General features: G+C 64.1%; 25 protein-coding genes and 2 pseudogenes. 15 read left to right on the top strand and 12 right to left on the bottom strand.

Annotated elements, in window-relative coordinates:
- Window positions 1–2: 2 nt before the first annotated feature.
- From ACX80C_RS09760 to ACX80C_RS09745, 4 genes are all read left to right on the top strand, one after another.
- Window positions 3–1463, top strand: a complete 1461-nt coding sequence (locus ACX80C_RS09760) for an aldehyde dehydrogenase (NADP(+)) (protein ID WP_459326274.1) — start codon at window positions 3–5, stop codon at window positions 1461–1463.
- A gap of 251 nt (window positions 1464–1714) precedes the next feature.
- Complete coding sequence (locus tag ACX80C_RS09755) at window positions 1715–2146, top strand: DUF1761 domain-containing protein (protein ID WP_459326273.1); 432 nt, start codon at window positions 1715–1717, stop codon at window positions 2144–2146.
- A 27-nt stretch (window positions 2147–2173) separates the two neighbouring features.
- Entirely contained in the window at window positions 2174–2749 is a 576-nt protein-coding gene (locus ACX80C_RS09750; protein WP_459326272.1) for an HhH-GPD-type base excision DNA repair protein, read from the top strand.
- A 127-nt stretch (window positions 2750–2876) separates the two neighbouring features.
- Window positions 2877–3848: an EamA family transporter gene (locus ACX80C_RS09745; protein WP_459326271.1), complete on the top strand. Its 972-nt coding sequence runs from the start codon at window positions 2877–2879 to the stop codon at window positions 3846–3848.
- A 3-nt stretch (window positions 3849–3851) separates the two neighbouring features.
- Here the strand turns inward: ACX80C_RS09745 and ACX80C_RS09740 are convergent, their stop codons facing one another.
- From ACX80C_RS09740 to ACX80C_RS09720, 5 genes are all read right to left on the bottom strand, one after another.
- Complete coding sequence (locus ACX80C_RS09740) at window positions 3852–5300, bottom strand: aminopeptidase P family protein (RefSeq protein ID WP_459326270.1); 1449 nt, start codon at window positions 5298–5300, stop codon at window positions 3852–3854.
- Complete coding sequence (locus ACX80C_RS09735; RefSeq protein WP_459326269.1) at window positions 5297–6592, bottom strand: alpha/beta fold hydrolase; 1296 nt, start codon at window positions 6590–6592, stop codon at window positions 5297–5299. Before ACX80C_RS09735 ends, ACX80C_RS09740 begins: the two co-directional genes overlap by 4 nt.
- Window positions 6593–6700: 108 nt before the next feature.
- Window positions 6701–8965, bottom strand: a complete 2265-nt coding sequence (locus ACX80C_RS09730) for a heavy metal translocating P-type ATPase (protein ID WP_459326268.1) — start codon at window positions 8963–8965, stop codon at window positions 6701–6703.
- Between the two features lie 36 nt (window positions 8966–9001).
- Complete coding sequence (locus tag ACX80C_RS09725; RefSeq protein ID WP_459326267.1) at window positions 9002–9226, bottom strand: heavy-metal-associated domain-containing protein; 225 nt, start codon at window positions 9224–9226, stop codon at window positions 9002–9004.
- Window positions 9227–9256: 30 nt separating this feature from the next.
- A complete protein-coding gene (locus ACX80C_RS09720; RefSeq protein WP_459326266.1) occupies window positions 9257–9568 on the bottom strand; it encodes a metal-sensitive transcriptional regulator in 312 nt (103 codons plus the stop codon).
- 133 nt (window positions 9569–9701) lie between these two features.
- Between ACX80C_RS09720 and ACX80C_RS09715 the strand changes: the two genes are divergently transcribed.
- Window positions 9702–10346 (top strand): DUF305 domain-containing protein, encoded by a 645-nt coding sequence (locus tag ACX80C_RS09715; protein WP_459326265.1) that lies wholly within the window; start codon window positions 9702–9704, stop codon window positions 10344–10346.
- 58 nt (window positions 10347–10404) lie between these two features.
- Window positions 10405–11049 carry a DUF3105 domain-containing protein gene (locus ACX80C_RS09710; protein WP_459326264.1) on the top strand — a complete coding sequence of 215 codons (645 nt, stop codon included), beginning with the start codon at window positions 10405–10407 and terminating at the stop codon, window positions 11047–11049.
- 66 nt (window positions 11050–11115) lie between these two features.
- On the opposite strand, the gene dapA is transcribed toward ACX80C_RS09710, so the two are convergent.
- Genes dapA through ACX80C_RS09695 form a run of 3 tightly spaced genes read right to left on the bottom strand, consistent with a single transcriptional unit; the run spans window position 11116 to window position 14555 of the window.
- Window positions 11116–12012, bottom strand: a complete 897-nt coding sequence (dapA, locus tag ACX80C_RS09705) for a 4-hydroxy-tetrahydrodipicolinate synthase (protein WP_459326263.1) — start codon at window positions 12010–12012, stop codon at window positions 11116–11118.
- Window positions 12009–13148 carry a TIGR03364 family FAD-dependent oxidoreductase gene (locus ACX80C_RS09700; protein ID WP_459326262.1) on the bottom strand — a complete coding sequence of 380 codons (1140 nt, stop codon included), beginning with the start codon at window positions 13146–13148 and terminating at the stop codon, window positions 12009–12011. Before ACX80C_RS09700 ends, dapA begins: the two co-directional genes overlap by 4 nt.
- Before the next feature lie 45 nt (window positions 13149–13193).
- Entirely contained in the window at window positions 13194–14555 is a 1362-nt protein-coding gene (locus ACX80C_RS09695; protein ID WP_459326261.1) for an MFS transporter, read from the bottom strand.
- A 231-nt stretch (window positions 14556–14786) separates the two neighbouring features.
- Between ACX80C_RS09695 and ACX80C_RS09690 the strand changes: the two genes are divergently transcribed.
- From ACX80C_RS09690 to ACX80C_RS09680, 3 genes are all read left to right on the top strand, one after another.
- On the top strand, window positions 14787–15758 hold the full coding sequence (locus ACX80C_RS09690) for an RNA polymerase subunit sigma-70 (RefSeq protein ID WP_459326260.1): 972 nt from the start codon (window positions 14787–14789) through the stop codon (window positions 15756–15758).
- A 90-nt stretch (window positions 15759–15848) separates the two neighbouring features.
- Window positions 15849–16427 carry a dihydrofolate reductase family protein gene (locus ACX80C_RS09685; RefSeq protein ID WP_459326259.1) on the top strand — a complete coding sequence of 193 codons (579 nt, stop codon included), beginning with the start codon at window positions 15849–15851 and terminating at the stop codon, window positions 16425–16427.
- 211 nt (window positions 16428–16638) lie between these two features.
- A complete protein-coding gene (locus tag ACX80C_RS09680) occupies window positions 16639–16947 on the top strand; it encodes a DUF4190 domain-containing protein (protein ID WP_459326258.1) in 309 nt (102 codons plus the stop codon).
- Between the two features lie 2 nt (window positions 16948–16949).
- Here the strand turns inward: ACX80C_RS09680 and ACX80C_RS09675 are convergent, their stop codons facing one another.
- Together ACX80C_RS09675 and ACX80C_RS09670 are read right to left on the bottom strand one after the other, a co-directional pair.
- Entirely contained in the window at window positions 16950–17672 is a 723-nt protein-coding gene (locus ACX80C_RS09675) for a copper homeostasis protein CutC (protein WP_459326257.1), read from the bottom strand.
- A 155-nt stretch (window positions 17673–17827) separates the two neighbouring features.
- Window positions 17828–19363 carry an MFS transporter gene (locus ACX80C_RS09670; protein ID WP_459326256.1) on the bottom strand — a complete coding sequence of 512 codons (1536 nt, stop codon included), beginning with the start codon at window positions 19361–19363 and terminating at the stop codon, window positions 17828–17830.
- Window positions 19364–19427: 64 nt separating this feature from the next.
- Between ACX80C_RS09670 and ACX80C_RS09665 the strand changes: the two genes are divergently transcribed.
- From ACX80C_RS09665 to ACX80C_RS09650, 4 genes are read left to right on the top strand one after another with little or no spacing between them, the layout of a single operon-like run.
- Entirely contained in the window at window positions 19428–19982 is a 555-nt protein-coding gene (locus ACX80C_RS09665) for a TetR/AcrR family transcriptional regulator (protein WP_459326255.1), read from the top strand.
- A gap of 40 nt (window positions 19983–20022) precedes the next feature.
- Entirely contained in the window at window positions 20023–20562 is a 540-nt protein-coding gene (locus tag ACX80C_RS09660; protein WP_459326254.1) for a dihydrofolate reductase family protein, read from the top strand.
- Between the two features lie 44 nt (window positions 20563–20606).
- Window positions 20607–20939: an ArsR/SmtB family transcription factor gene (locus ACX80C_RS09655; protein ID WP_459326253.1), complete on the top strand. Its 333-nt coding sequence runs from the start codon at window positions 20607–20609 to the stop codon at window positions 20937–20939.
- Between the two features lie 29 nt (window positions 20940–20968).
- Window positions 20969–21469, top strand: a complete 501-nt coding sequence (locus ACX80C_RS09650) for an SRPBCC family protein (protein ID WP_459326252.1) — start codon at window positions 20969–20971, stop codon at window positions 21467–21469.
- A 104-nt stretch (window positions 21470–21573) separates the two neighbouring features.
- Here ACX80C_RS09650 and ACX80C_RS09645 read toward each other — a convergent pair.
- Window positions 21574–21915 (bottom strand): annotated as a pseudogene (locus tag ACX80C_RS09645) (HTH domain-containing protein); the annotation flags it as partial.
- Between the two features lie 1005 nt (window positions 21916–22920).
- Here ACX80C_RS09645 and ACX80C_RS09640 point away from each other — a divergent pair.
- Together ACX80C_RS09640 and ACX80C_RS09635 are read left to right on the top strand one after the other, a co-directional pair.
- Window positions 22921–23073, top strand: a complete 153-nt coding sequence (locus ACX80C_RS09640; protein WP_459326251.1) for a hypothetical protein — start codon at window positions 22921–22923, stop codon at window positions 23071–23073.
- Window positions 23074–23343: 270 nt separating this feature from the next.
- Window positions 23344–24381 (top strand): annotated as a pseudogene (locus ACX80C_RS09635) (tripartite tricarboxylate transporter permease); the annotation flags it as partial.
- Window positions 24382–24499: 118 nt separating this feature from the next.
- On the opposite strand, the gene ACX80C_RS09630 reads toward ACX80C_RS09635, so the two are convergent.
- The gene (locus tag ACX80C_RS09630) at window positions 24500–25228 is read right to left on the bottom strand and encodes an AAA family ATPase (protein WP_459326250.1); all 729 of its coding nucleotides are present in this window, start codon (window positions 25226–25228) and stop codon (window positions 24500–24502) included.
- Window positions 25229–25244: the final 16 nt, after the last annotated feature.

The raw sequence follows: 25244 nt of genomic DNA, 5'->3' as shown, positions 1-25244 counted from the left end.
CCATGACAACAACTCTCGACGCCACAACCACGGATCAGCTGGAGGCACTGGTGTCAGACGCCACGTCAGCGGCGGACGCTTGGGGTGCAACCCCGGCGACCACAAGGGGCGAAGCCCTGACCACAGTCGCTGATGCGCTGGACGCCGCCGCGGATGAACTCGTTCCGCTGGCGCAACAGGAAACCCACCTCGCCGAAGCTCGCCTGCGCGGCGAACTGAAGCGCACCACCTTCCAGCTCCGGCTGTTCGCTGAAGTGCTTTCGGAGGGCTCCTACCTTGACGCGCGGATTGACCACGCCGATCCGGAATGGCCGATGGGCGCACCGCGTCCGGACCTGCGGCGCCAGCTCGAGCCGCTCGGCCCCGTCGTGGTTTTCGCGGCGAGCAACTTCCCGTTCGCGTTCAGCGTCGCCGGCGGGGACACCGCCTCAGCGCTCGCCGCAGGCTGTTCCGTAATCCTGAAGGCCCACTCGGGTCATCCGGGTCTCTCGGAGGCGACGGCCGCCGTCGTCGTCGGCGCCCTTGAAAAGGCGGGCGCGCCGAAGGGGTTGTTCGCGGTGATCTACGGTACCCAGGCCGGCCGTGACGCACTCCTTGACCCGCGAGTGAAGGCGGGCTCGTTCACGGGATCAATTCCTGGTGGCCGCGCGCTGTTCGACCTTGCGAATTCCCGTCCGGAGCCGATCCCCTTCTACGGCGAACTCGGCAGCGTGAACCCCACCTTCGTGACGCGGGCAGCGGCCGCAGCCCGGGCCGAGGAGATCGCTTCCGGGTTCGCGGGATCCTTCACCATGGGCGCCGGCCAGTTCTGCACCAAGCCGGGCGTGCTGCTGGTCCCGGCGGACTCCGGAATTGCCGAGCGTTTGAGCGGGACCGAGCTGCCCGTACCCGCGAAACTCCTGAACGACCGCATCCAGTCCGGGTATGTCGAGGTCCTCGAGGGCCTGGCCGGCAATTCGTCCGTGCAGACGTTGGTCCGTACCGAGGATGCGCTCGCCGATCCGCCCGCGCCAACCCTGCTGCACGCCAGCGTCAAGGATCTCCTGGAGCAGCACAGCACCCTGCTCGCCGAGTGCTTCGGGCCCACGGCGCTGGTGGTCAGCTACGAGGACGAGGCGCAGCTGCTTGAAGTGGCCCGGGTACTGGAGGGCCAGTTGACGGCTACGATCCAGGGCGAAGAGAACGACGACGTCGCGGAGCTGATCCGACTGCTCGCAACGAAGGCCGGCCGCGTGCTGTGGAACCAGTGGCCCACCGGCGTCTCCGTGACCTACGCCCAGCAGCATGGCGGACCGTACCCGGCGACGACGTCCTCCACGTCCACGTCCGTGGGCACAGCGGCAATCAACCGCTTCCTGCGGCCGGTCGCATACCAGGGCTTCCCGCAGCACCTCCTGCCCGAGGCGCTCCAGGACGCGAACCCGATCGGTGTGCCGCAGCGCATCAACGGCCGCCTCAGCTGATCGGATAGACGCACCCCGCGCGGGGTGCGTCCATAGAAACTGCCCGGACATGCAGGGCTGCCGGTTCGAACCGGCAGCCCTGAACCTCCGGGCAGTTTCCGGCCGCGGCGCTGAAGGGGCGTTGACGCGGCGGTTGCGGTTTCTGGTGCGGCACCGAGGTGCGGCGCGCGCTCGACGTGCCGCCGCCGTCGTCGTTCTCCGCCGGGCTACACTTCGCGTAAGCCCTGTCCCGCGCATCAAGGAGACCCTCAATGGCTGTTCCCGAGATCAACGTCCTCGCCGTCATCCTGGCCACCCTGTCCACGATGGTGGTGGGGACGATCTGGTACACCCCGAAGGTATTCGGGAACTATTGGATGCGGGTGGCGAAGGTAACTCCGAGCGGAGACACGAAGGACGCGGTAAAGCCGATCCTCGTCACCCTCGTGGTCAGCTTCATCAGTGCCTGGGTGCTGGCTGGAGGCGCCGCGATCGCGCAGGAGTTCTACGGCGGAAGCTTCCTGGTGAACACGCTCATCACCGCGCTGATCCTGTGGGCCGGCTTCACGGCGTCGCGCTTCATCACCCACGACGCCTTCGAGGGACGCCCCGCCGGACTCACAGCCCTGAACTGCGCGCACGAGCTGGTGACGTACCTGGTGATGGCGCTGATCATCGGACTGTTCGGCATCAGCGCGGCGTAGCGCGGCCCCGGTCGCTAGCATTGGGGCATGGCTCCCACACTGAACATCACCGGCGACGCGACCGCCGACCAGTTGCTGTCCAACGACCCCCTGGCGCTACTGGTGGGCATGCTCCTGGACCAGCAGGTCGCAATGGAGACGGCCTTCGCCGGACCGGCCAAAATCAGCGAACGGCTGGGGCGGTTCGACGCGGCTTCCATCGCCGATTACGACGCCGACGCCTTCGTTGAGCTGTGCCGCACCCCACCCGCCGTGCACCGGTACCCCGGTAACATGGCGGGCCGCGTGCAGGCGTTGTGCCGCACCGTGGTTGACGAGTGGGACGGGGACGCATCGGCCATCTGGACCCGCGGCGAACCCGACGGCGCGGAAGTGCTGCGCCGGCTGAAAGCGCTGCCGGGCTACGGTGAGCAGAAGGCGAAGATCTTCCTGGCCTTGCTGGGCAAGCGCTACGGGTTCACGGGTGCGGGCTGGCGGGAGTCAGCCGGCGCTTACGGCGAGGATGGGTGCTACCGGTCGGTTGCGGACATCGTCGATCCCGAATCCCTCACGAAGGTGCGCGAGACCAAGCGCGCCGCGAAGGCTGCGGCGAAGGCGAAGTAGCCCAGTCGATGCATAGCTCCGGCACAACCCGAACGTAATGGTCATAAGCTGTCTTGACTCATAACAGCGCACGGGTCTAACGTCATCACCATAAGTACACTTTGGTTATGACAGTGCAGGAGGCCCCATGAAACGCGGAACCGCGACCGGGCTATGGTTCGCGATCCTCTCAGCCGCCGCGTTCGGCGTCTCCGGGCCCTTCGCCAAGTCACTCCTTGAGGTCGGCTGGAGCCCAGGTGCCGCCGTCGGGATCCGCATTGGCGGGGCCGCCGTCGTGCTGTTGATCCCGTTGCTCATCAGCCTCCGCGGCAGGTGGGGGATACTGCGCCGCAATGCCCTGACGCTGGTGATTTACGGGGCAACAGCTATTGCGCTGTGCCAGTTCTTCTACTTCAACGCGGTGCAGCGGATGTCTGTGGGTGTCTCGTTGCTGCTGGAGTACCTCGCGCCCGTGCTCATTGTCGGGTGGTTGTGGCTTCGCTCGCGCAAGGCTCCGAGCAGGTTGACTATCAGCGGGTCGATCGTCGCGATGCTCGGGCTGCTCCTGGTCCTGGATCTCACCGGTGACCAGCGTCTGGACCCGATCGGCGTGCTCTACGGGCTGGGCGCCGCCGTCTGCCTCGCCGTGTTCTTCATCATGTCCGCCAAGGCCGACGACGACCTCCCGCCCCTCATCATGGCCGGCGGCGGCATGGTGGTCGGCGCGTTGACGATCCTCGTCTTCGGACTGCTCGGCGTCATGCCATTCACATTCGAGTTCCGGGACGTAACCCTGGCCGGCTGGGAGACCACCTGGGTGGTTCCGGTGCTGGGCCTGGTGCTGATTTCCACGGTTCTCTCCTACGTCACCGGAATCTTCGCGGCGCGGGGCCTCGGCTCCAAGGTGGCGTCCTTCGTTGGCCTGACCGAGGTCATGTTCGCGGTCCTCGCGTCCTGGCTGATCCTCGGGGAGCTGCCGTCGGCCATTCAACTGCTGGGCGGGGCTTTGATCGTCGGGGGAGTGGTGCTGGTCCGGGTGGACGAACTGCGCAGCCAACCCGTCCCCAACGTCGTCGAACCTGTGCCCGCACATACAACGACGACGTCGGGGCCGCGCTAGGCCTCAGGCCCTCGGAACAGCCCGCATCCAGGCTTCAATCCCGTCCGCGTCCAGCGGCAGGGCGTCCGAAAGGACATCCGAACCGTTAGGGGTAACCAGGATGTCGTCCTCAAGCCGTACGCCGATTCCACGCAGCTCCGCGGGAACTGTGAGGTCATTCTCGTGGAAGTACAGCCCCGGCTCCACGGTGAGGACCATCCCCGGTTCCAGCGCGGCGCCCCCATAGTCCTCATGGTGCGCTTGCCCGCAATCGTGTACGTCCAGGCCCAGGTGGTGCCCCACGCCGCAGACCAGGAAGCGGCGGTGGTGCTGGCCGCGGTCCGAAAGGGCTTCGTCCACGGATACGGGTAGCAGGTCCCAGTCGTGTAGACCCTGCGCAATCACTTCCATGCACGCGTGGTGGAAGTCTGAGAACTGCTTCCCCGGTCCAACCGCTGCCAGTCCGGCTCGGTGCGACTTCTCGACGAGGTCGTGGACCCGGCGCTGGGTGCTGTTGAACGTGCCCGAGGCAGGGAACGTGCGGGTTACGTCCGCGGTGTAGAAGCTCCGGGTTTCGACCCCCATATCCAGCAGGAGCAGCTCGTTCTCAAGAACCGGGCCGTCGCAGCGGACCCAGTGCAGGGTTGGTGCGTGCTTTCCGCTGCCCACAATGGTGGCGTATCCCGCAGCGTTACCGTACGCCCTGGCGTGCCGGTCAAACGTGCCCTGAAGCCACCGTTCTCCCTGCCCTGCAATGGCTGTGGGAATCTCCGAGATGACGGCAGCGAAGCCCTCAACCGTGAGATCGACCGCTTCCCGCAGCTGCTTGATCTCCCACTCATCCTTGATCATCCGCAGCTGCGCGAGCGTCCGGTTGAGTTCCTTGGATGGCTCAAGCGCGTTGGCAAGGGCAATTTCGGGATCGACGACGCCGGCAACCAGGGGCGCTTTCAGGTCGCCCAGCGCTGGGCTGAGCTCGGCGAGCGGGCGGACCGTGAGCTGGAGGGCTTCGGCCCAGTCCGGAAGGTCCGGGGCGGAGCCCACCCAGAGTTCCCCGTAGTTCGCGTTCGCGAAGAAGTCCTCGTTGCCGGGGTAGGCCGGTGGTGTGATGAACAGGACGGCGTCATGGCCGCCGCTTACCGGCAGCAGGGCAAGCACTGCACCTTCAATGGCGCAACCCGTGAGCCAGTAGAAATCGGAGTGCGGGCGGAAGTCATAGTGGGCGTCGTTGCTTCGGACCGGCGCGCGCCCGGCACCCACGAGAATGGTGCGTCCCGGATAGCGGGAACTCAGCCGTGCCCGGTGGTTCGCGGCGGCAGCGGCAGCTCCGGCGACGACCGGCGGTGTGCGATCGGGGGTACCCCAACCCTGGCTCATGTGTTCGAGGAACGCGGGGATTTTGCGGAGGTTCGGCGGCCGTGACCCCTCTCCGGTGGGGGTGGGCTGGGATGTCTTCTCTGTCAGGTCTGTCATTGGATTCCTCCTCCAAGGTTGGCTATGGTCTCGCGGAGCCGGGCGAAGACGCGGTCCGCACCCAGTCCGTCGTGTTCAAATTCGTTAGTGACCCACGCATGCACGTTGCCGACAGTGGCGGCGGTCGCGAGCTGCAGGCCGGCGTCAACAAACATGTCGTCGTAGTAGACCGCCGCCGCCACGGGGACCTCGTTGGAGGCAAGCCGATCCGTGTCATAGATTCGGCTCCACGCCTGGCGTGCTGCGAGCGCCTCGACCGCCGGCTCGAAGGGCCTGAGCAGGCGGATCTCGGAGAACATCCAGGGGAACATCATCTCGCCGGTGAAGAGCAGGGGCCGGGCCGCCTCGTCGAATTGCGGATGTCTGGCGCGCTCGTTCTGTGCGGCCCAGATTCCCGGGCCATTGCCGCCGTCGCCGTAGATGCTTTCCTGGAGGACGGCGAAGAGTGGGCTGTCCGCGTAGGACGTCCTTGCATGGACCTGTGCCAGGAAGGTGTCGGATATTTCGCCATCTCCGGATGAGAGCGCTTCGTCGAGGAGCCAGTGCAACCGCTCGAATCCGGGCTTCATGCCGAAGTCCATCCCCAGGGTCTGGAACCGTCGCACGGTCAGCTCATCGCCGTCGGACAGCAGCACGCCTCCAGCCTGCAGGCGGTCCGCAATGCGGGAGGTGACCTCGAGATCGCCTGGGAAACGCTCGTAGAACAAGCGGTTCTTTGCTTCGGTGCGCGGGAAGGTTCGTCGATAAACCTCGGTGGCGTCCGGCGTCACGCTCGGCAGGCCGCCTGTGACGTAGCACGCGGAAAGTCCCTCCGGCGCCTGGGACAGGTAGGTCATGGTGAGGAATCCGCCGTAGCTTTGACCCAGTGTGGACCAGCGGCGGTCACCGAACACGGTTTTACGCAGGTGTTCGGCATCGGTGACGATCGAGTCGGCGCGGAAGTGCAGGAGGTATTCGGCCGCCTGTGCTCCATCAGCGAAGCGGGCCATAGTGCGCCCGTCAATCCTTGAGCTCCGCCCCGTACCCCGCTGGTCAAGCAACACCACCCGGTGCGTTTGGAGCGCTTGCGAGATCCAGCCGCTGCGCTCCGAAGGTCGCGGGCCTTTTCCGCCCGGGCCGCCCTGCAGGTAGAGCAGAACCGGGAGGTCTTCGCTCCGCCTGATGGGTTCAACGAGTTCGCGCGCAAAGATGCGGATGTTCTCTGCGCTGTGCGGAGCGGACCAGTCCAGGGGAACGTCCACCACGTGGTTCCGCACATGCAAGCCGGGAATTGTGTACTCGCTACTGATCACGTATCGCTAACCTCATTGTTGTGTGACATTGCACAAACTTATCGGAGGTACGGCTGCAGTGCAAGGAATCGCCCCTCCCGCACTCGGGAAGGGCGATTCGGAAGAGACTTACTTCCCGAACCGGCGCAGCCGCAGCGAGTTCGCCACCACCAGCACAGAGCTCGCCGCCATTGCAGCGCCTGCCACCATCGGGTTCAGCAGTCCAAGCGCGGCCACCGGAATGCCGATCGTGTTGTAGAAGAACGCCCAGAACAGGTTGGTCTTGATGGTTCCGAGTGTCTTCCGGGACAGTTCGATGGCCTGCGCCACCTGCTCAAGGCTGTTGCCCATCACGGTCAGGTCCGCGGCTTCGATGGCGACGTCGGTACCTGACCCCATCGCGATGCCGAGGTCCGCCTGAGCCAGAGCCGCGGCGTCGTTCACGCCGTCCCCGGCCATCGCAACGGTGGCACCGGACTCCTGCAGCCGCTTCACGGCGTCGACCTTGCCCTCGGGAAGCACGTCCGCCATCACGTCCCCTGGGGCAATGCCTACCTCCGCCGCGATCTTGCGGGCGACGGCGGCGTTGTCGCCGGTCAGCAGCATCGGCCGCAGCCCAAGCTCCTTCAAGCGCGCAATCGCCGCAGCAGAGGACTCCTTCACCGTGTCCTGCAGGCTGATCAGCCCCGCAACTGCGCCGTCCACCGCAACCCAGATCGCCGTCGAACCCGCTTCCTGCTCCGCCGCCAGGGCCGAGCGGTGCGCGGCGGTGATGTCGACGTCGTTCTCCTCCAGCCAGCCGGCCCGCCCCGCCAGCACCACCGCGCCGTCCACCATGCCGCGCACGCCGCCGCCGGCCGAGCTGACGAAGTCTCTAACGCGCGGATGCCCCGGCGCGGAGGCGGAGATTGCCTGTGCGATCGGGTGCTCGCTCGCGGACTCGACGGCCGCGGCCAGGTTCAGCACCTCATCCCGGCTGCGCGAGCCGAGCACGACGACGTCGGTCACCGAGAGCCGCCCGCTGGTCACCGTGCCGGTCTTGTCCAGGACGATGGTGTCGACGGTGCGGGTGTCCTCGAGAACCTGCGGCCCGCGGATGAGGATGCCCATTTGCGCTCCCCGCCCGGTACCGGTCAGCAGGGCAGTCGGCGTCGCGAGCCCCAGCGCACAGGGGCAGGCGATCACGAGGACGGCGACGGCGGCAGTGAACGCCGCCTGGATGTCACCGGTCAGCAGCGCCCAGAGCATGAAGGTCAGCGCGGCGATCGCGAGCACCACAGGCACAAACACGGCGCTGATCCGGTCAGCCAGCCGGGCTATCGGTGCCTTTCCGCTCTGCGCCTGGCTCACGAGCCTGCCCATCTGCGCCAGGGTGGTTTCGCTGCCCACCCTCGTGGCACGGACAATCAGCCGCCCGGAGGTGTTGATGGTCGCGCCCGTCACGGTGCTGTCGGGCCCCACCTCCACGGGAACGGATTCGCCGGTAATCAGCGAGGTGTCGACGGCGCTGCGCCCCTCGACCACGAAGCCGTCGGTGGCGATCTTCTCGCCCGGGCGCACCACGAACTCGTCCCCGTGAACCAACGACGACGCCGGCACCTTGACCTCGACGCGCTCGCCGTCCTGCTCGCGCAGCACGGTGGCGTCCTTGGCACCCAGGTTCAGCAGTGACTTCAGTGCATCTCCCGCGCGCTGTTTGGCGTTTGCCTCAAGGTAGCGGCCGAGCAGCAGGAAGGTCACGACGACGGCGGCAACCTCAAAGTAGAGCGCGTGGCTGCTCATGTCCATCCCGACGTGCGCGGTAACCATGGGGTCCGCGATGAGTTGTCCGAGAGAGAACAGGTATGCCGCGGTAACACCGATGGACACCAGCGTGTCCATGGTGGAGGAGAAGTGTCGCGCGTTGATCGCAGCCGCCTTGTGAAAGGACCACGCAGACCACGTGACCACCGGCGTGGTCAGTGCGGCGACCACCCAGCCCCAGTGCGGGAACTGCAGCCCGGGAATCATCGAGATGAGGAACACCGGCACAGTCAGAATGGCGGCGGTAACAAGCCGCGGGCGCAGCTGGGATGCCGTGCCGCCGTGCGACATGTGGTCGTGGTCCATTCCGTCCGTCGCTGGCTCACCCTCCGCGGAGGGCCCCGGATGCTGTGGCTTCTTCAACTGGGCGCTGTACCCGGTGGCGTTCACCGTGTCCACGATGTCCTGGTCCGAGATGTGCTCCGGGACCGTCACAACCGCCGATTCCAGTGGCAGGTTCACGCTCGCCTCAACGCCGTCGAGCTTGCCCAGCTTGCGCTCCACCCGGCCTACGCACGATGCGCAGGTCATCCCCTGGATGTCGAGTTCGACCGTGCGGGTGGTCTGGGCTGTTGCCGGTTCGGTGGTCATGATCGGTCCTTCCTGCCGGCTGTTCGCCGGCGCAGATTAAGCGTCGTTGGAAACGACGAGGTAGCCGGCTTCTGCGACGGCCTCGCCGATCTGCTCTGGGTCAAGCTCGCCCTCGGAGGTGACGGTGGCGGTGGAAACTCCGCCTTTGTTCAGGTCAACGGCGACGTTCTGCACACCGTCGATTGCGGAGATTTCTTCGGTGACGGAATCAACGCAGTGGCCGCAGGTCATGCCGGAGATGCTTACGGTGGTGGTGCTCATGATGTGCTCCTTTGTGGGATGTTGAAACAGTCAGCGCAGCAGGCGGCTGATGGCCGCCGAGGCTTCCTGCACCTTTTCGTTGACCGCCGCGGGATCTCCAGTGGTCTGGGATTCATTGGCGGCGCCCACGACGCAGTGGGCGATGTGCTCCTCGAGGAGGCCGATGCTCACGGCGTGCAAAGCCTTGTTGACTGCGGATACCTGGGTAAGGACATCAATGCAGTACTTGTCCTCCTCAACCATCCGGGCGATTCCGCGCACCTGTCCTTCGATGCGCTTGAGCCGCCGGAGATAGGCCTCCTTGTCAGCGGTGTAGCCGTGCTCAGTGGTTGTCTGCGTCATGGTTTCCTCCTCGTGACACCCTCACGGTATACCCACTGGGGGTATGCGGTCAAGTACCCCCTAGGGGTATGGGTGGGAACGGTTCGGGGGATGCCCTACGTTAGATAGGGAAGATACGAAAGGCATTCCCCTTATGACCCTCAACCTCGAGGCGTGGCAGAAGCGCGTCCTCCTCGTCCTGGGCCTGCTTGCAGTCGCGGGTCTTTTCGCGCTCGCATTCACTGCGGGACGGGTGGCCGCGGCGCCGCAGCATCCGGGCAACAGCAGTGCGGACGCCGGCTTCGCCCGCGACATGCAGGTCCACCATGCCCAGGCCGTGGAGATGTCGCGGATAGTACGGGAGCAAACCGACGACGTCGTTATCCGCGCCATCGCGTACGACATCGCCATGACCCAGCAGCACCAGATCGGCCAGATGTTTGGCTGGCTCGAGGAGTGGGGCCTGCCCCAGAGCAGTGACTCGGAACGGATGGCCTGGATGTCCGGCTCGGGTCACGGGCACATGAATGACGACGGCGGTAGCATGCTTACCCCCGAAGGCCTCATGCCGGGGATGGCCACCCCGGAGCAAATGCAGAGCCTGTCCGAGGCCACCGGTGACGACGCTGAACGCGTCTATCTTGAGCTGATGATTGAGCACCACAAGGCCGGTGTCGAGATGGCGCGGGCCGGCGTCGAACTCGCCCAGGAGCCGGGGGTCCGCGAGCTTGCCGAGAAGATGGCAGCGGGCCAGGCAATCGAAATCACCGCCATGGAAGACCTGCTGGCAGAGCTGTAGCCGCTCCGACCGGTAGATTAGACCCCGACCCCACGTAAATACAGAAGGAATCAGCGCGTTGAACAAGAAGCGAGCTCAGGAGAATGCAGACCGCCAGGCGCGCCTGGCGGCCATCCAGTCCCAGCAGCGGGCCAGGGAGCGGAAGCGGAATACTTTCATCTTCGGCGGTATCGCGCTTGTCATTGTCGCGATCATTGTGGCTGTGAGCCTGGTGATCGTGCAGCAGGTCCAGGAGAACAACCGGCTCGATGCGCTCGCCCAGTCTGACATCGAGGGGGTGGAGGAGATCGAGGTGACCTCCTTCAATCACGTAGATGGCCCGGTGGAGTATGACCAGGCGCCTCCTGTGGGCGGCGACCACAACGCGGTCTGGACAAACTGCGGCGTCTACACCCAGCCGCTGCCGAATGAGAACACGGTGCACTCGATGGAGCACGGCGCCGTCTGGATCACGTACCAGCCGGACCTTCCGCAGTCCGAGATCGACGCGCTGACTGAGCTCGTCGGGGATCGCAGCTACGTGCTCCTGAGCCCTTACGAGGGCCAGGAATCGCCCATCATGGCTTCGGCGTGGGGCTTGCAGCTCGGTGTTGACACGGCAGCGGATGAGCGAATTGAGACGTTCCTCACCAAGTACATCCAGGGCGAGCAGACACGGGAACCCGGCGCCCTGTGCAGTGGAGGCATTGACCCCTCCGCCTAGACAACTCCTAAAGAATCGACTCTCCAATGTGTACGCATTGGAGAGCCGATTGTGTTAAGGGGGTTGCTAGTTGAGCGCCCACTCTGTGCCGTGCAACTCTGTCTCCAGGCAGGACAACTCGCTGTGTAGCGGTCGGGAGAGCGGGCCTCTCACAGCATCGGAGGGAAGACCGCCTCGCCGGTGCAGGAGCACCTTGGCGGCCACCGCAGGCGGAACGTGACTCATCACGGCGCGGACCAGCGGGGCAAGCTGGAAGTTGAGAGCACGTGCGCGTGTAAGGTCACCTGCGGAAACCGCCTGAATGAGTTCCTTGAACGGTCCGGGCGCCACATTCGCTGACACGCTGACCAGTCCCGCTGCGCCGGCGGCCAGCCAGGGAAGGGTCAGCGCGTCGTCGCCCGAGTACACAGCCAGGTTCGTTTCTTGCAGAACCACCGTCGTTGAAGCGAGGTCGGCTTTGGCGTCTTTGACTGCAACAATGCGCGGATGATCCGCGAGCCGCTTCATCGAATCGTTGCTGAGCGCTATGCCGGCCCTGCCGGGGATGTCGTAGAGCATCACCGGGAGGTCAGCGGCGTCAGCAATGCGTGTCATGTGTTCAATTACCCCGGACTGGCTCGGTTTCGAGTAGTACGGGGTAACCACCAGTTGCCCGTCCGCGCCCGCCTCGGCTGCTCGCTCAGCAATCATGACTGACTGCGCTGTGTCGTTCGTACCCGTGCCGGCGATCACCTTTGCGTGGTCGCCAACTGTCCTTTTGGCGACGCGAATCAGCTCCGTCTTCTCCCAGGTCCGCAGAGTTGTGGCCTCCCCGGCGGTGCCGCACACCACCAAGCCGTCGACGCCGTTGCTCACCAACTCCTCTGCCAGTTGTGCTGCGGTCTCCAGGTCAAGCTTCCCCTCGTTGGTGAAGGGCGTCACCATGGCTGTCAGCAGCGCGCCGAAGGGTGCCTGGGATTTCATAGCCGGTCTACCGTCTCGGCAGCAATCCCGAAGGAAAGCGTCATTCCAATGCCGGAGGTCACCGTTATTGCTGTGGTCGTGGGGTCGATGTCTTCGACCAGCAGCGAAGTCAGCGAGCTTGAGGCGTAAATGCCCTGCCACCGCTGCGTGACAGTGAGGGAGGTGCCAAGAATCTTCTCGATCTCACGAACCAGCCGGGCCGTCATCCATTCTTCCTGGAAAGGATCTATCGTCTTGCCGTAGACGTGGCTGTCCCCAAGTAACAGGGTGCCATCGGGACGCCGGGTGAACATGACGTTTGCGCCCAGATCAAGCAGCTCAGGGCTGTGTCCCTGGATCTCCTGACGAAGGGCCTCGGCTGCCGGCATGGTTGTGAAGCCGTCGTACCGTGTCATCGACGTACCCGTCAGGACTGCAGAGTCCAGGTTGTAGCCGCGAGGGGCCGGCGCCATGGCCATCTGCAGTGCGCAGCGTTGCACCTGATAGCGATCGGCCACCTCCGGGAAGAGGTAATCGAGATCGTGTCCAACACAGGTGAGCACCTTGTCGGCATGGAAATCCCCGCGGGAAGTGCTGACCGTTCCGCCTTCCTGTATCCCGAGGACGGTGGTCCGCCAGTGAATGGAGACGTCTTGCTGGGCCTGCAGCCAATCGGCGATATCCCCGGCAGCGGTGCGGGGGTCCACCCGAAGGTCGGCGGGCAGGAAAGCCCCGCCCAGAATGGCATTGTCCGGAGAGCCCTCCGAAGCCAGGCGTCCCCTGACCTCCTGAGAGGTCAGTAACTGAACGTTCTCGGCGCCACGCTTGTCGCTCAACTGTTCAAGGACAGCCAGTTCGGTTTGACTCCGCGCCACCACCACAGCACCCGCAGCAGGTGCCCAAAAGCCCATTGCCTGTGCTGCGGCAAGCCAGCCCTCCCGTGACCTGTACGCCGTCTCGAGGTAGGGCCCGTCCTGGGCGGTGATGCAACAGTGGCCGAAGTTTCGGATAGACGCTCCGTTTGGGCGCTCGTCCCGCTCGATGATTCGTACCGAATACCCTCGACGCAATGCCTCGTATGCGTGTGCAAGGCCGATAATTCCGGCCCCGACAATGATGAGGTCTGTGTGCTGGTCTTCTGCGACGGTCGAATTCATGAAGCCTGTCTCTCTGTTGGTACGTGATGTGGTTTGAATGCTCAATCAGGCGTTGGCCGGACGTTTGTTCCAGGAGGGCACCAGGATTGCGACCGCCAGAAGGGCGGCTCCCGCGAAGGTGTAGAAGATGACCGGGCCCGAAAAGAAACCGGGGAGCAGGCCGCCGAGTATGGCGCCAATGGACCCGCAGCCGTTCACAAATCCAGTTGCTCCCGCAGCGTATTTGGAGGTTCCGAAGTCAACGGCCGCGACGCCGGAGATCATGGCGTCTGATGCGTAGGCCGTGAGGCCGATGAAGGCGAGTAGTGCGGTGATCAGGACAATGGATCCACTCTCGGTGACAACCTGCCAGAGAGCGAGGGAAAGCACCATGAGCGCCAGGCACAGCACGCTCGGTGGAACACGGCGCGCACCGAACACGGTATCCGAGACCCAGCCGGCGGCTATGGGTGCAATCATTCCCGTTACGCCGAAGGCAACGGGCACCAGAATCGCGGTCATGGTGCTTAGGTTCGGCATGGCCTCAAGGATCAGGATGGGACCCCACAACAGAATTGCGTACCGGGCGGGTTTGATGAGGAAGTACACAATGCCGAGCTTGAGGACCATTCGGTCATGACGGACAGCTGCGAGCAGGTCCTTGATTGAGAGCCGGGTGCGGGGTTCGCGTTTTGCGACGGGAATCTTCTTCCGGTCGTGTTCTGTATCGAGAAGGGCCGGATCCTCGTCGATGCCCGGCAGCCCCACATCCCGTGGGGAGTTGCGTTGAAAGATGAGGAACAGCACGAGTGCGATGGTGATCGCGACGGCGCCTGCGACGAACGCCAGGCGCCAGCTGTCGAAGAGGCTGTAGGCGACCCAGCCGGTGACAGGCGCTCCGGCAAGTCCGCCGAAGGCATAGCTGGTGGAGAAGAAACCCATGGCGCGTCCGCGTTTGTTGATGGTGAAGAAGGACGCGATGTTCTTGCTCAGGCCGGACCAACCCGTGGACTGCGCGAGCCCTTGCACGATCATAAGTGGCAGGAACAGGGCCACTGCCGGGATGATGCCCATCAGCAGCGCTGCGACGGCCGCCATGATCATTCCGCCGGCGACCACCACGCGGGTGCCGTACTTCTCGGCGCAGGCTCCCCAGACAAATTGGCCAATGGCGTAAGCGGCCAGATAAGCGGAGTCCAGGATCCCGAGGGTCTGCCGAGTGAGGAAACCTTCATCAAGTATTCCGACCTTCGCTGCGGAAAACGCGGATCGGGGAAAGTAGAAAGCTGCGTAGGCCAACCAGGACAGCGCAAAGATCCGGAACTGCCATTTGCGCAGCTCCTGCCGTTTGGTGGCACTCTTCAGCCCAACGGGCGCATTCAGCGGATCGTCCTGCAAAGCGGTTTGTGGCGAATTCGTATCGGGCATAGCCGGATCCTGTCTACAGTCGGCGTTCGTGGGGAGGAACGGTACTGCTATAGGTGATTCAGATCACTAACAGTCGCTTAAGTATCTAGTTGTATAGACAAGTTTGCGAAGGCCGGTTCAGGCTATGGGTGCTATAAGTCTGGCCTATAGGGCAAGTGGCACGCGGTCATGACGCTATGCTGATGGCAGCCACGCCAGCAGCAGGCCGTCGAGCCGGAAAGGGACGCCATCGTGCCCGGCCGCCTCGATCAGTCCAGTTGGGAACGCGTCCTTGAGGAGCATCGACGCGAGCTTCACGTCCATTGCTACCGACTGCTCGGATCGTTCGAAGAGGCCGAGGACGCCGTTCAGGACGCTGTCGTCCGAGCTTGGGTGCACCGCGAGTCGTTCGACCGCGGCGACAACGTCCGAGCTTGGCTGTACCGCATCGCCACGAACGTCTGCCTGGACGAACTGCGCCGGAGGAAGCGGGTGCCGCGGGCGCAGTCGTTCGCCGACCTGCCATGGCTTCAACCGTATCCGGACTACCTCCTCAACGCTGTCCCGGCACCAGGGCAGACGCCCGACGAGGTCGCCATCGCACGCGACACCATCGCGTTGGCGTTCGTGGCCGCCTTGCAGTTCCTCCCGCCCCTGCAGCGTGCTGTCCTCGTCATGCGCGACGTGATCGGGTGGTCCGCGGCGGAAGCGGCCGAGATCCTCGAGATCAGCGTCGCTGCCGTGAACAGCGCCCTCCAGCGCGCCCGGTCCACGATCCGGAAGGATCGACCGAGGCCGGACACCGTGCGTCGAACGACCCTCGACGCCGAGGAACGAGCACTTCTCGAACGCTACATCGCCATCCATGAGAACCCCGACCCGGTCGAGATGGCGGCCCTTGTCCGCGACGACATCCGTGTGACGATGCCTCCCCAGCCACTGTGCTTCGAGGGCTGGGAGTCCCTCGCGCCCCTGCACGCGAGGGCGTTCGGACCGGAAGGTCTGGGCGAGTGGATGCTTCTTCCGACCGCAGTGAACCGGATGCCGGCGGCCGCTTGCTATCTGAGGGCGCCGGGAGAGGAGCGGTTCGCGGCTTTCAAGCTCGACGTCCTCCGATTCACGGACGGACTCGTCGCCGAGATCACCACGTTTGAGCGAGTCGTCTTCTCATGGCTGGATCTGCCCATGGAGTTGGAGGGAGACCGCGGCAAGACCCGTTTGTGACGAATTCTGCTCCGACCGATGAGTTCGCGGTTCCGGCGACGTTCTATGAGCGTAAAAGGTGCGGGAGGGTCCCGCCCGGGAGAGGAAGTCATGAGCATCTTGGTCGCAGACATCAGCATCTCGCTGGACGGATACGTCGCCGGCGCGGAGCGGACACTCGACGAACCGATGGGACGAGGCGGCGAGCGTCTCCATGAATGGATGGGCTCCGAAGAGGGGCAGAAAGTACTCGAGGAAAGCGTCGGTGAACTCGGAGCCGTCGTCACGGGTCGGCGCACGTACGACGACTCGATCCGCTGGTGGGAGGCCGACGGGCCCACAGGCCCGGCGCGACGCCCGGTGATCGTCCTGACCCACGAACCCCCAGCCGCGGTGCCGGAGAACGGGGTCTACGAATTCGTTACAGGAGGTGTGGCAGGTGCCCTCGAAGCGGCTCGTCGCGCTGCGGGAGACCGCGATGTGTGCGTAATGGGCGGCGTCGATGTCATCCGCCAGTACCTGGACGCCGGTCTCGTGGACGAGATCTCCCTGCACGTGGCTCCCGTGCTCCTCGGGCACGGTCTCAGGCTTTTCGAGGGTTCCCCCGAGCGCGAGGTGATCCTGGAGCCGCTGCAGGCCCAGAGCACCGAGACGGCGCTTCATGTGCGCTATCGGGTGAACGGCTTCTGAGGGCCCTCCTGAGAACGGGCCCACGTGGAGCCTGGAGCCGCGCGATGTCCCGGCATCGTCGCTGGCCCGGGTCCCCGACCCCATAATCACGCGGCGCGTCAGGTTATCCACACGGGCTCTGAACGTCGCGGATGCGTAGGTACTATGAGGGCTGCAGCCGTCCATGCGGTGCCTGCAGCCATAGGTCTCAAACTACAGTTGGGTCATCTCCATGAGTTACTACCAGAATCAGCCCGGTCAGCACCCTTATCAACCCGTCTACGTACAGGCGCCGCCGAGGGGAAAGAGCGTCGCCAGCATGGTGTTGGGGCTGGTGTCCATCTTCTTCGGTTGGACGTTCATAGCCCCTTTGATTGGGCTCATCCTCGGTTTCGCGGGATTGAAGTCAGAACCCGCGGGGCGCGGGATGGCGATCACGGGAGTAATCCTCAACGGCATCATGATCCTGGGCTGGGTGTTGCTCATCGTGATAATGGTGACTGTGGTTGGTGCTGCATCCATCAGCGGCGGGATGGAATAGGGTCAAGCGAGTGCCGCAGCCGCAGCCGCCACGAGTTCCGGGTCGGTGACGTCGTAGTCCTCTTTGCCGCCGCCTGGGCCTGATGCGCCATCTCGGCGGACCGCCCGTGCGGATAGGTGAATCCCGTCGAGACCCGCCAGGGCGGCAATATCGGCGAGACGCACTCCGCCGCCGGCCTGGATCTGCGGGTTGCCGCCGGCGATTCTGCTCAATTCCAGTAGCTTCCCTACGCCTTCGCCGGCGATTCGCGCACCGCCCGAGGTGAGCACACGATCCACACCGAGCTGACGCAGCTGCCCGATCAAGGTCTCTACGGGTAGTCCCCGCTCAAGCAGGACATCGACGCAGCGGTGGATCGTGATCTCCGCCGCAGGATTCACGCTCCGCGCCGCAGCAATAATCCGACCCAGTGCCTCTGCATCCAGGGAGACGTCGCTTTCAGTGAGCGCACCGATGACGACGCCGGCGCCCCCCGCTCGCACCGCCAGTTCGGCTTCGGCGACCATCAGGTCGACTTCGGCCGGCGAGTACACGTACCCGCCGCCGCGAGGGCGTACGAGCACGTGCACACCTATCCCGACGGCAACCGCCTGCTCCACCGCGGCCAGCGAGGGACTGAGCCCGCCCATCCGCAGGGCGGCGCAGAACTCCACCCGGTCGGCGCCGTTCTCAAGGGCGGTTCGCGCACCCGCAGCGTCCTGTACTGCAATCTCCAGTGTTGTCATGTTCCGGGACGTTACCGGAACCAGGGCCGACCGCTGCAAAGTGATCGCGGAACCGTTGACTCGCTGCAGGTGACGCGGTTTCGATGCCGCGTCACCTGCATGCATGCGACGGTTCCGTGGGTTAGGTGCAAGGGTGAGGCCCGCATCCAGGAACACTAGACCTTCCTGAGACTCCAAAATGCCAGTCCGGCCGCAGCGACCATGACGGCCGCGCCGATCCCGGAGGTGAGCACCACGCCGCTGTCGAACGCGTGGAACGCCGAGTCAAGCAGCAAGGATCCGGTCTGCGCCGGCAACTCCGACGCGACGTTGACCGCGCCGCCCAGGGTCTCCGTCGCCGTCGTGCCCTGCTCTGTGCTCAATCCGGCAGGCAGCGCGAGGTGCTGCTGGTAGGAGGCGAGCAGGATGCTGCCGAGGAGTGCGGTTCCGAAGACTGATCCCACTTCATAGGCCGTCTCGGAGACCGCCGACGCCGCGCCTGCCTTCGGTGCGGGGACGCTGGAAAGGATGAGGTCGTTCGAGACGGTCTCGGAGGCGCCTACTCCCGTTCCCAGCAGGACGAACGCCGTCAGCAGTGTTGCAACGGAGCCGTTCTGGCCGGTCAGGGCAACGAATGCGTAGGCGCCGGCTGAGAGCAGCAGCGCCGCCGGAACCACCACGTGCGGCGGAATCCGCCTGACGATCGGCACCACCACCAGGCCGGCGACGATCGTCATCACGAGTCCGGGCAGCAGGATCACGCCTGCCTCCAGCGGGCTGTACCCGAGCACCAGCTGCAGGTGCTGCGACACGAAGTAGAGGAACCCGACGAGCGCGAAGATCGCGAGCAGGTTTACCAGCACGGCGCCCGTGAACGGCCGCACCGCGAACAGGCGCACGTCCAGCATGGGGTTCTCGCGCTTCAGCTGCCGCCGGACAAACACCGTACCGGCCACAAGTCCGACGACGACGGCGGTGACGGCCAACGTCGTCGACCCGCCTTTGGCGAGGGTTTTGATGGCGAAGACGATCGGCAGCATGGTGCTGATGGACAGAACGATGCTCAGGTAGTCCACGCGGCCCGGATTGGGGTCGGAGGATTCCGGAACCAGCAAAGGTGTAACGGCGAGCAATACCAGCAGCACCGGCACGGCGAGCAGGAAGACAGAACCCCACCAAAAGTGCTCCAGGAGTGCTCCGCCCACCAGGGGGCCGAGGGCTGCGCCGGCGGAGAAACCCGCAGCCCAGACGGCGATGGCGACCCGGCGCTGGTTGCGGTCCAGGAAGATGTTCCGGATGAGCGAGAGCGTTGACGGCATCAGCATGGCGCCGAAAACGCCCAGGCCAACGCGGGCGGCGACGAGGAATTCCGCCGTCGGAGCGAAAGCGGCGATCACCGAGAAGACGGCGAAGCCGGTGGCGCCGATCATGAGGAGGCGGCGCCTGCCGAAGCGGTCACCGAAGCTGCCCATGGCGACAAGCAGGCCGGCGAGCACCAACGGGTAGCTGTCGATGATCCACAGCAGAGTGGTCCCGCTGGTGTTGAAGGCGAGCGAAATCTCCGGCATGGCGAAGCTCAGCACGGTGTTGTCGACCGCCACCAGAAGGACGGGAAGCATGAGCGCAGCCAGGGCCATCCACTCTCGGCGGCCCGCGCGGGGTGTCGTGGCGGTAACGAATTCCTGGGTCGAAGGCTGGATGTACTGCGTCATGCCCAAAAGACTATACCGTCCAGCCGGTACAGTAAAGCCGCTAAGCTTCAGTATGATGAACCTCATGGCCAGTGCCCGTGAACGGATCCTCGACAGTTACGAAGACATCCTCATCAGGGATGGTGAGCGAGGAGCCACCATGGAGGCGGTTGCTGCTGCTGCCGATGTTTCCAAGGGCGGGTTGCTGTACCACTTCCCGTCCAAGGAGGCGCTGGTGGATGGGCTGGCCGAGCGGTTGGAAGCCCTTGCCGCACGGGACCGCGAGCTGATGATTGCGGACCCGGAGGGCCCGGCCCGGTTTTATGTGCGCACGTCGATGTATGAGAACAGTCCGCTGGACCGGGCGCTCGTTGCCATGGCGCGGCTCGCCCAGCAGGGGCACCCGAAGGCCCAGGCCAGCTTTACGCTGATCCAGGTGCAATGGCTCGATGCGCTGGAAGCACACCTCGGGAGCCGGCGGGTTGCCCGCGCCATCAAACTCATGGGGGATGGTCTCTACTATGACGCCGCGTTTTTCGAGGGCGCCAGCTCCGAGCGCCAGACCGAGGAGGATCTCAACGACGTCCTCGCGATCGTGGACCTCGTGGTGCGCGAAGGGGTGCGGGCTGGCGGGGAGTAGGCACCTGTTGCGCGGTTGACGCCAGGTCTACGATGCTTCCATGAGCGATCGGCAGTGGGCGGGACACGTTTTCATCGGCATGAGCGTTGACGGCATGATTGCCCGCGCGGATGATGATCTCGACTGGCTCACCGGCGGCACCGCGGGGGATGCGGATGACCCCGACAAGTCCGGCTTCACGGAGTTCATGCGGTCCGTTGATCACATGGTCATGGGCAGGAGTACCTACGAAATCGTCCTTTCCATGGGCGAGTGGTTCTATGGTGACACTCCCGTGCTTGTCCTCAGCACCCGTTTGCAGACCGATGACTCACGCGTTCATATCGTCCGCTCCCTGGAGGAGGCGGTTGCCAGGCTTGACGACGACGGCGCCCGCAGCGTCTACGTCGACGGCGGCAGAACGGTTCGCAGCTTCCTCGCGGCCGGCCTGATCCGTTCACTCACGCTCACCCGCGTCCCGGTGCTGATCGGCGAAGGAAAACCGCTGTTTGGCGCTCTGCCTGCGGATATCCGGCTACAGCTTGCCGAGATGAAGTCGTTCAAGGGCGGAGCGGTGCAGACGCGCTATACCGTCCTGTAGGAACCTCTTGACGCCACCGCCGAACAGGAATAATCTACAACCAAATGGTTGTAGATAAGCTTTCAGATTCCGACGTTGACCGGTTGTTCCACGCACTGGCGGATGCAACGCGGCGGGACATAGTCGCCCGCGCCATCACCGGCGAACATTCGGTCTCGGCCCTGGCCGCCCACTACGCCATGAGTTTCGCAGCAGTGCAGAAGCATGTGGCTGTGCTGGAGCGCGCTTCCCTGGTCAGCAAGGAGAAGCGTGGAAGGGAGCAGATTGTGCGGGCCAATCTTGACGCAGTGCGAAAGGCCCGGCGTCTGCTTGACGAATACGAGAAGATCTGGCGGCAGCGCGTAGACCGGATCGCCGACATCCTCGCTGAGAAGTAGCGGTTTCGCCTAATAAGGAAGGCAGCATCATGGCAGTCATCAGTACGGAAAAGGATATCGAGGCGCTCAGCCTCACCCTCGTCGCGGAGTTTGATGCCGGCGTCGAACGCGTCTGGCAGGTCTGGGAGGATCCGCGCCAGCTTGAGCGTTGGTGGGGCCCGCCCACCTGGCCTGCCACATTCGAGAAGCACGAACTCCGCCCCGGAGGCTCGGCCAGCTACTACATGACCGGCCCCGACGGTGAGAAGAGCCGCGGTTGGTGGGAATTCACCACCGTGGAAGCTCCGCACCGCCTGGAGTTCGACGACGGTTTCGCCAACGAAGACGGCTCCAAGGCGGAGGAGATGGGGGAGACCCACGCCGTCGTTACCCTGGAAGAACTGGACGCCGGCCGCACCCGGATGACCGTCGCATCCCGTTTCGAAAGCGCCGATCAACTGCAGCAGATGGTCGACATGGGCATGGAGGAGGGTATGCGGGAGGCCATGGGCCAGATCGACGTCATCCTGGCCGAACGGGCAAGCGTCTGAGTTGCCATTCCCCGCAGGTTTGAAGCTGATCCCCGGCGTGTCGGTCAAGACACGCCGGGGATTCACGCTTCACGGCCGCCATACCTGAACGGAATGAAGCCGGTTCAGGCCTTGGTGTACCGCCGTTCCGGCCTACCCACTTCTCCATAACGCAGCGTGACTTCTGCACGGCCCGTGTCGGACAGGTACTCCAAATATCTACGCGCGCTTACCCGGGAAATACCCAGCTGGGCGGCGAGGTCAGCGGCAGAGACGTCTCGGTCACAGCCGGAGAGCGCTTTTTCAACGAGCTTGAGGGTTTCCTGGCTCAAGCCCTTGGGAAGCCGTTCTGCCTGCGTGCTACCGCCGAACACCCGATTAACATCTGACTGCTCAGCGGTGTCCTGGAGGGTTTCCAGCCCACGGTAGGCGCTGCGGTAGTACTCGAGACGCTCACGCAGGTCGGTCACCCGGGACGACTCCGAAGCAGTACGAACAGACTAAGCCACTTTTGGGAGGGCACCGTTCGCCAAGGGCTGGAAGCAGTTCACGACCTTTTTAGGTTCCGGAGTGCATCACAAGGAGGCGGCCAGCCAAGGTGCGTGCCAACAAACACGTGACAAGCCGCGCCTAGTGCAAAGACGGCCACTCACGCGCCTGACTAATTCGAAAATTTGTCAGTAAGTGCTGTTGGTTGTCCAGCGGTTGGTGCAGTACCCGACTACTTGGTAGCTCGAGTTCACAGTGCAGAGTTCCAAGCGGACCTTCGCCCCAGCCGGCGGATAGCCAGCGTGCCACTTACCGCTATAGCCGTCCGAAAGGTACGTACTGAGGTAGGTGTGCCCATCGGCGTACAGTCGCACCCTGACGGGGTAGCCGTTGCTGACATTCGATACGATTACCGCACCGTCATCTGGACACCCTCGGCAGTCGATATACGAGTAACCTCCCTCATACTTGCCTGTCACGGCGTTGAAGTACGAGCCACTTAAAGTAGCAGCGCTCGCCGGTGAGGCAGGTATCAGAATCATGCCAGCAGCCAACGATGCTGCCATAATTGCCAGCGTCCTTCTTAATGCAATTCTCATTCTCTGTCCTCGCTTCGGTGAGTTATTACCCCTGTTACTTCACTAGCCTGGTACCACGCTCATCGTAATCAGCTTGAGGTTCCTTATGGAAGGGGGCGCGTGGACTCATCAAAGATGCCCGCGTAGCGGTAGGGCGGCCGACGCGGCCACCAGCCTACTAACCGGGAGGAGAGGAGAGACCACGGCCCTGCGGTTCTGCTGGGCCGTGCAAGGCACCTCGTGTGGGCGGCTGTTGGCCGCGGCGCTTCCGGACATGGTGCTGCGGATACGCCCGCACGGGGAGACCGATGATGACGACGCGACTGCGGAGTTGATGCTGTAGTTTTCCCCGGCCACCACGGACCGCCGGCTCGAGGGTGACCGGGCAAAACGGGACCCGCGAGGGTGCGGTCCCACACCACGCCCGAGACATTGCTGAAGGACTCGATCCCGGTGCGGACCTGGGCAAAGTGGGACGATCACCGGCCGAGCTTCGTGAAGATCGACCTGGTTGGCCCCGACGGCGGCAACGCCAAGGGCGGTTCCGCTTCACCCTGAATTTTCACCGATATCGCCACAGGCTGGACCGAGGCCCGTTCCGTGAAAAAATAAGGAACAGAAATGGATGTTCGCCGCCATCCAGGGCGTTCCCGTTCACATCTTGAGCGTCGAAAGCGATTATGCCGACCTTCGTGTCATGCCGACGTTTGGTATCGCTCCTGGTCCGGGGTGCGGGGCCCGGTTTGACGGCATGGTCAAAGGCTTCCAGAAAGGCAGGGATGGTATCGGGACGGCGATAACGGCCCGGCACGGTTGCCGGGGTGTGACGTGGGGATCGATTCAGTCACCGGTCAGCAGCGGCTGATCTTCGGCCAACCACTGCTGGTGGACGGACTGGATATCGTTGTTGTAGCAGTTGCCATCTTTGCCGTGGGCGAAGCGCTGTGGATCGCCGCACACCTCCGTCGAAAGCCTGTAGAGACTATCCCCGTGGGAAGACCATGGATGGGCAAGCAGGACTGGAAGAGATCCTGGAAGCCGTGGCTACGCGGTACGGCATATGGATTCCCTTTCGGTGCGCTTCCCGCCGGCGGCGCGGAGGTCCCGACCTTCCTCTCCTACGTAACAGAGAAGAAACTTTCGAAGCATCCGGAAGAATTCGGACATGGTGCGATCGAAGGGGTGGCCGGGCCTGAAGCCGCCAATAACGCCTCAGCCGCCGGAACCATGACGCCGATGCTCGCGCTCGGCCTGCCGACCAACGCGACAGCCGCAGTGATGCTGGCGGCATTCGTCCAGTACGGCATCCAGCCTGGCCCATTGCTGTTTGACAGCGAGCCGCAGCTGGTGTGGGCGCTTATTGCCAGTCTCTTCATCGGCAACACGCTCCTACTGCTGATCAATCTCCCGCTGGCTCCGGCGTGGGCGCGCCTACTTCAGCTGCCGCGGCCGTACCTCTACGCCGGGATTATCTTCTTCGCGGTGCTCGGTACTTATGCAGTGAACCGGCAGGCTTTTGACTTGGTCCTTCTGCTGGTGCTGGGAATTCTTGGATTCGCGATGCGGCGGTATGGGCTACCCGTTCTTCCTCTCATTCTTGGCCTCATACTCGGCCCCCGCATTGAGGAGGAGCTGCGCACTTCGCTCCAACTCAGTGCCGGCGACTGGTCAGGACTATTCACCGAACCGATCGCTGTCGGCACTTACGTCATCATCGTGCTGGTGCTGTGCTGGCCGCTCGTCGCGAAGGTGATCAAGCGTCATCGAAGCGGCGGCGGACAACAGACGCAAGACGACGAGACGCACGACGACGGCGCGGCAAAGGGATCCGAAGCGGCCACGGAATCGGAGACACTCCGCAAGTAGGCACCGCTTGGCATACGATTTCTAGCAGGAATGGCATTGAATCCCGGCGTGTCGGTCAAGACACGCCGGGATTTAGTCGTTCCGGAACATAAAACCTGCACGAAATGGATCTGTGCACCTAGACATGCCGCAGGTATCTCTGGGGCGCCTTGAGGAATTCACGCCAGTTGTGCACGAGGTCCAGGTCTTCCCAGTCGCGCTCCCGCAGCCCCCACTCACCGACTTCGAGGATGCGCGCTCCCGGCAGCGCAGCGAGTAGCGGGGAGTGCGTCGAGAGGAGGACCTGCGACTTCCCGTCCGCGAGGAGCTGTTTGAGCACCCCGGACAAAGCCAGGCAACCCGAAAACGACAGCGCGGACTCCGGCTCATCAAGGACCCACAGGCCGGCACCGCGAAACCGGTCCACCGCGAGTTCGAGGAAGGACTCGCCGTGGGACATCTCATGGAAGGGAACGTCCTCGCGGCCCGACGGCAGCCCTCGATTCTTCTCCAGGTACGTGAAGAATCCGTGCATGGTCTCGGCCCGGAGGAAGTACCCGCGGCGGGTTGTACCGGCGTTCCGGATCAGCTGAAGATGATCGCTCAACGCAGACTCGGACGCCCGCGTCCTGTGCATGGCACCGGTGGAACCGCCTTCGAGCGAAAGCCCGTAAGCGCCCGCAATCGCCTCAATCAGCGTGGACTTCCCAGACCCGTTCTCACCCACGAATACTGTGGCGGGACCAAGCTCCAGGCCCTCATCGAGGAGCTGCGCGACCGGCGGCAGGGTGGCCGGCCAGGCATCACGCTTCAGCGGCTGCTCACGCTTCTCCTCCAAACGTCGAATGGGAAACCGGTCAAATGCCATGAGCCTAGTCTTGCAG

The organism is Arthrobacter tecti (assembly GCF_054511355.1).
Note: the sequence above shows the minus strand (reverse complement) of the source record. Positions and strands in the feature narration are given on the sequence as shown.

Excerpts from the sequence above, each read along its gene's own strand:
- ACX80C_RS09760 (WP_459326274.1), top strand. The coding sequence starts at position 3 with ATGACAACAACTCTCGACGCCACAACCACGGATCAGCTGGAGGCACTG.
- ACX80C_RS09755 (WP_459326273.1), top strand. The coding sequence starts at position 1,715 with ATGGCTGTTCCCGAGATCAACGTCCTCGCCGTCATCCTGGCCACCCTG.
- ACX80C_RS09750 (WP_459326272.1), top strand. The coding sequence starts at position 2,174 with ATGGCTCCCACACTGAACATCACCGGCGACGCGACCGCCGACCAGTTG.
- ACX80C_RS09745 (WP_459326271.1), top strand. The coding sequence starts at position 2,877 with ATGAAACGCGGAACCGCGACCGGGCTATGGTTCGCGATCCTCTCAGCC.
- ACX80C_RS09740 (WP_459326270.1), bottom strand. The coding sequence starts at position 5,300 with ATGACAGACCTGACAGAGAAGACATCCCAGCCCACCCCCACCGGAGAG.
- ACX80C_RS09730 (WP_459326268.1), bottom strand. The coding sequence starts at position 8,965 with ATGACCACCGAACCGGCAACAGCCCAGACCACCCGCACGGTCGAACTC.
- ACX80C_RS09725 (WP_459326267.1), bottom strand. The coding sequence starts at position 9,226 with ATGAGCACCACCACCGTAAGCATCTCCGGCATGACCTGCGGCCACTGC.
- ACX80C_RS09720 (WP_459326266.1), bottom strand. The coding sequence starts at position 9,568 with ATGACGCAGACAACCACTGAGCACGGCTACACCGCTGACAAGGAGGCC.
- ACX80C_RS09715 (WP_459326265.1), top strand. The coding sequence starts at position 9,702 with ATGACCCTCAACCTCGAGGCGTGGCAGAAGCGCGTCCTCCTCGTCCTG.
- dapA (WP_459326263.1), bottom strand. The coding sequence starts at position 12,012 with ATGAAATCCCAGGCACCCTTCGGCGCGCTGCTGACAGCCATGGTGACG.
- ACX80C_RS09700 (WP_459326262.1), bottom strand. The coding sequence starts at position 13,148 with ATGAATTCGACCGTCGCAGAAGACCAGCACACAGACCTCATCATTGTC.
- ACX80C_RS09695 (WP_459326261.1), bottom strand. The coding sequence starts at position 14,555 with ATGCCCGATACGAATTCGCCACAAACCGCTTTGCAGGACGATCCGCTG.
- ACX80C_RS09685 (WP_459326259.1), top strand. The coding sequence starts at position 15,849 with ATGAGCATCTTGGTCGCAGACATCAGCATCTCGCTGGACGGATACGTC.
- ACX80C_RS09680 (WP_459326258.1), top strand. The coding sequence starts at position 16,639 with ATGAGTTACTACCAGAATCAGCCCGGTCAGCACCCTTATCAACCCGTC.
- ACX80C_RS09675 (WP_459326257.1), bottom strand. The coding sequence starts at position 17,672 with ATGACAACACTGGAGATTGCAGTACAGGACGCTGCGGGTGCGCGAACC.
- ACX80C_RS09670 (WP_459326256.1), bottom strand. The coding sequence starts at position 19,363 with ATGACGCAGTACATCCAGCCTTCGACCCAGGAATTCGTTACCGCCACG.
- ACX80C_RS09665 (WP_459326255.1), top strand. The coding sequence starts at position 19,428 with ATGGCCAGTGCCCGTGAACGGATCCTCGACAGTTACGAAGACATCCTC.
- ACX80C_RS09660 (WP_459326254.1), top strand. The coding sequence starts at position 20,023 with ATGAGCGATCGGCAGTGGGCGGGACACGTTTTCATCGGCATGAGCGTT.
- ACX80C_RS09655 (WP_459326253.1), top strand. The coding sequence starts at position 20,607 with ATGGTTGTAGATAAGCTTTCAGATTCCGACGTTGACCGGTTGTTCCAC.
- ACX80C_RS09650 (WP_459326252.1), top strand. The coding sequence starts at position 20,969 with ATGGCAGTCATCAGTACGGAAAAGGATATCGAGGCGCTCAGCCTCACC.
- ACX80C_RS09630 (WP_459326250.1), bottom strand. The coding sequence starts at position 25,228 with ATGGCATTTGACCGGTTTCCCATTCGACGTTTGGAGGAGAAGCGTGAG.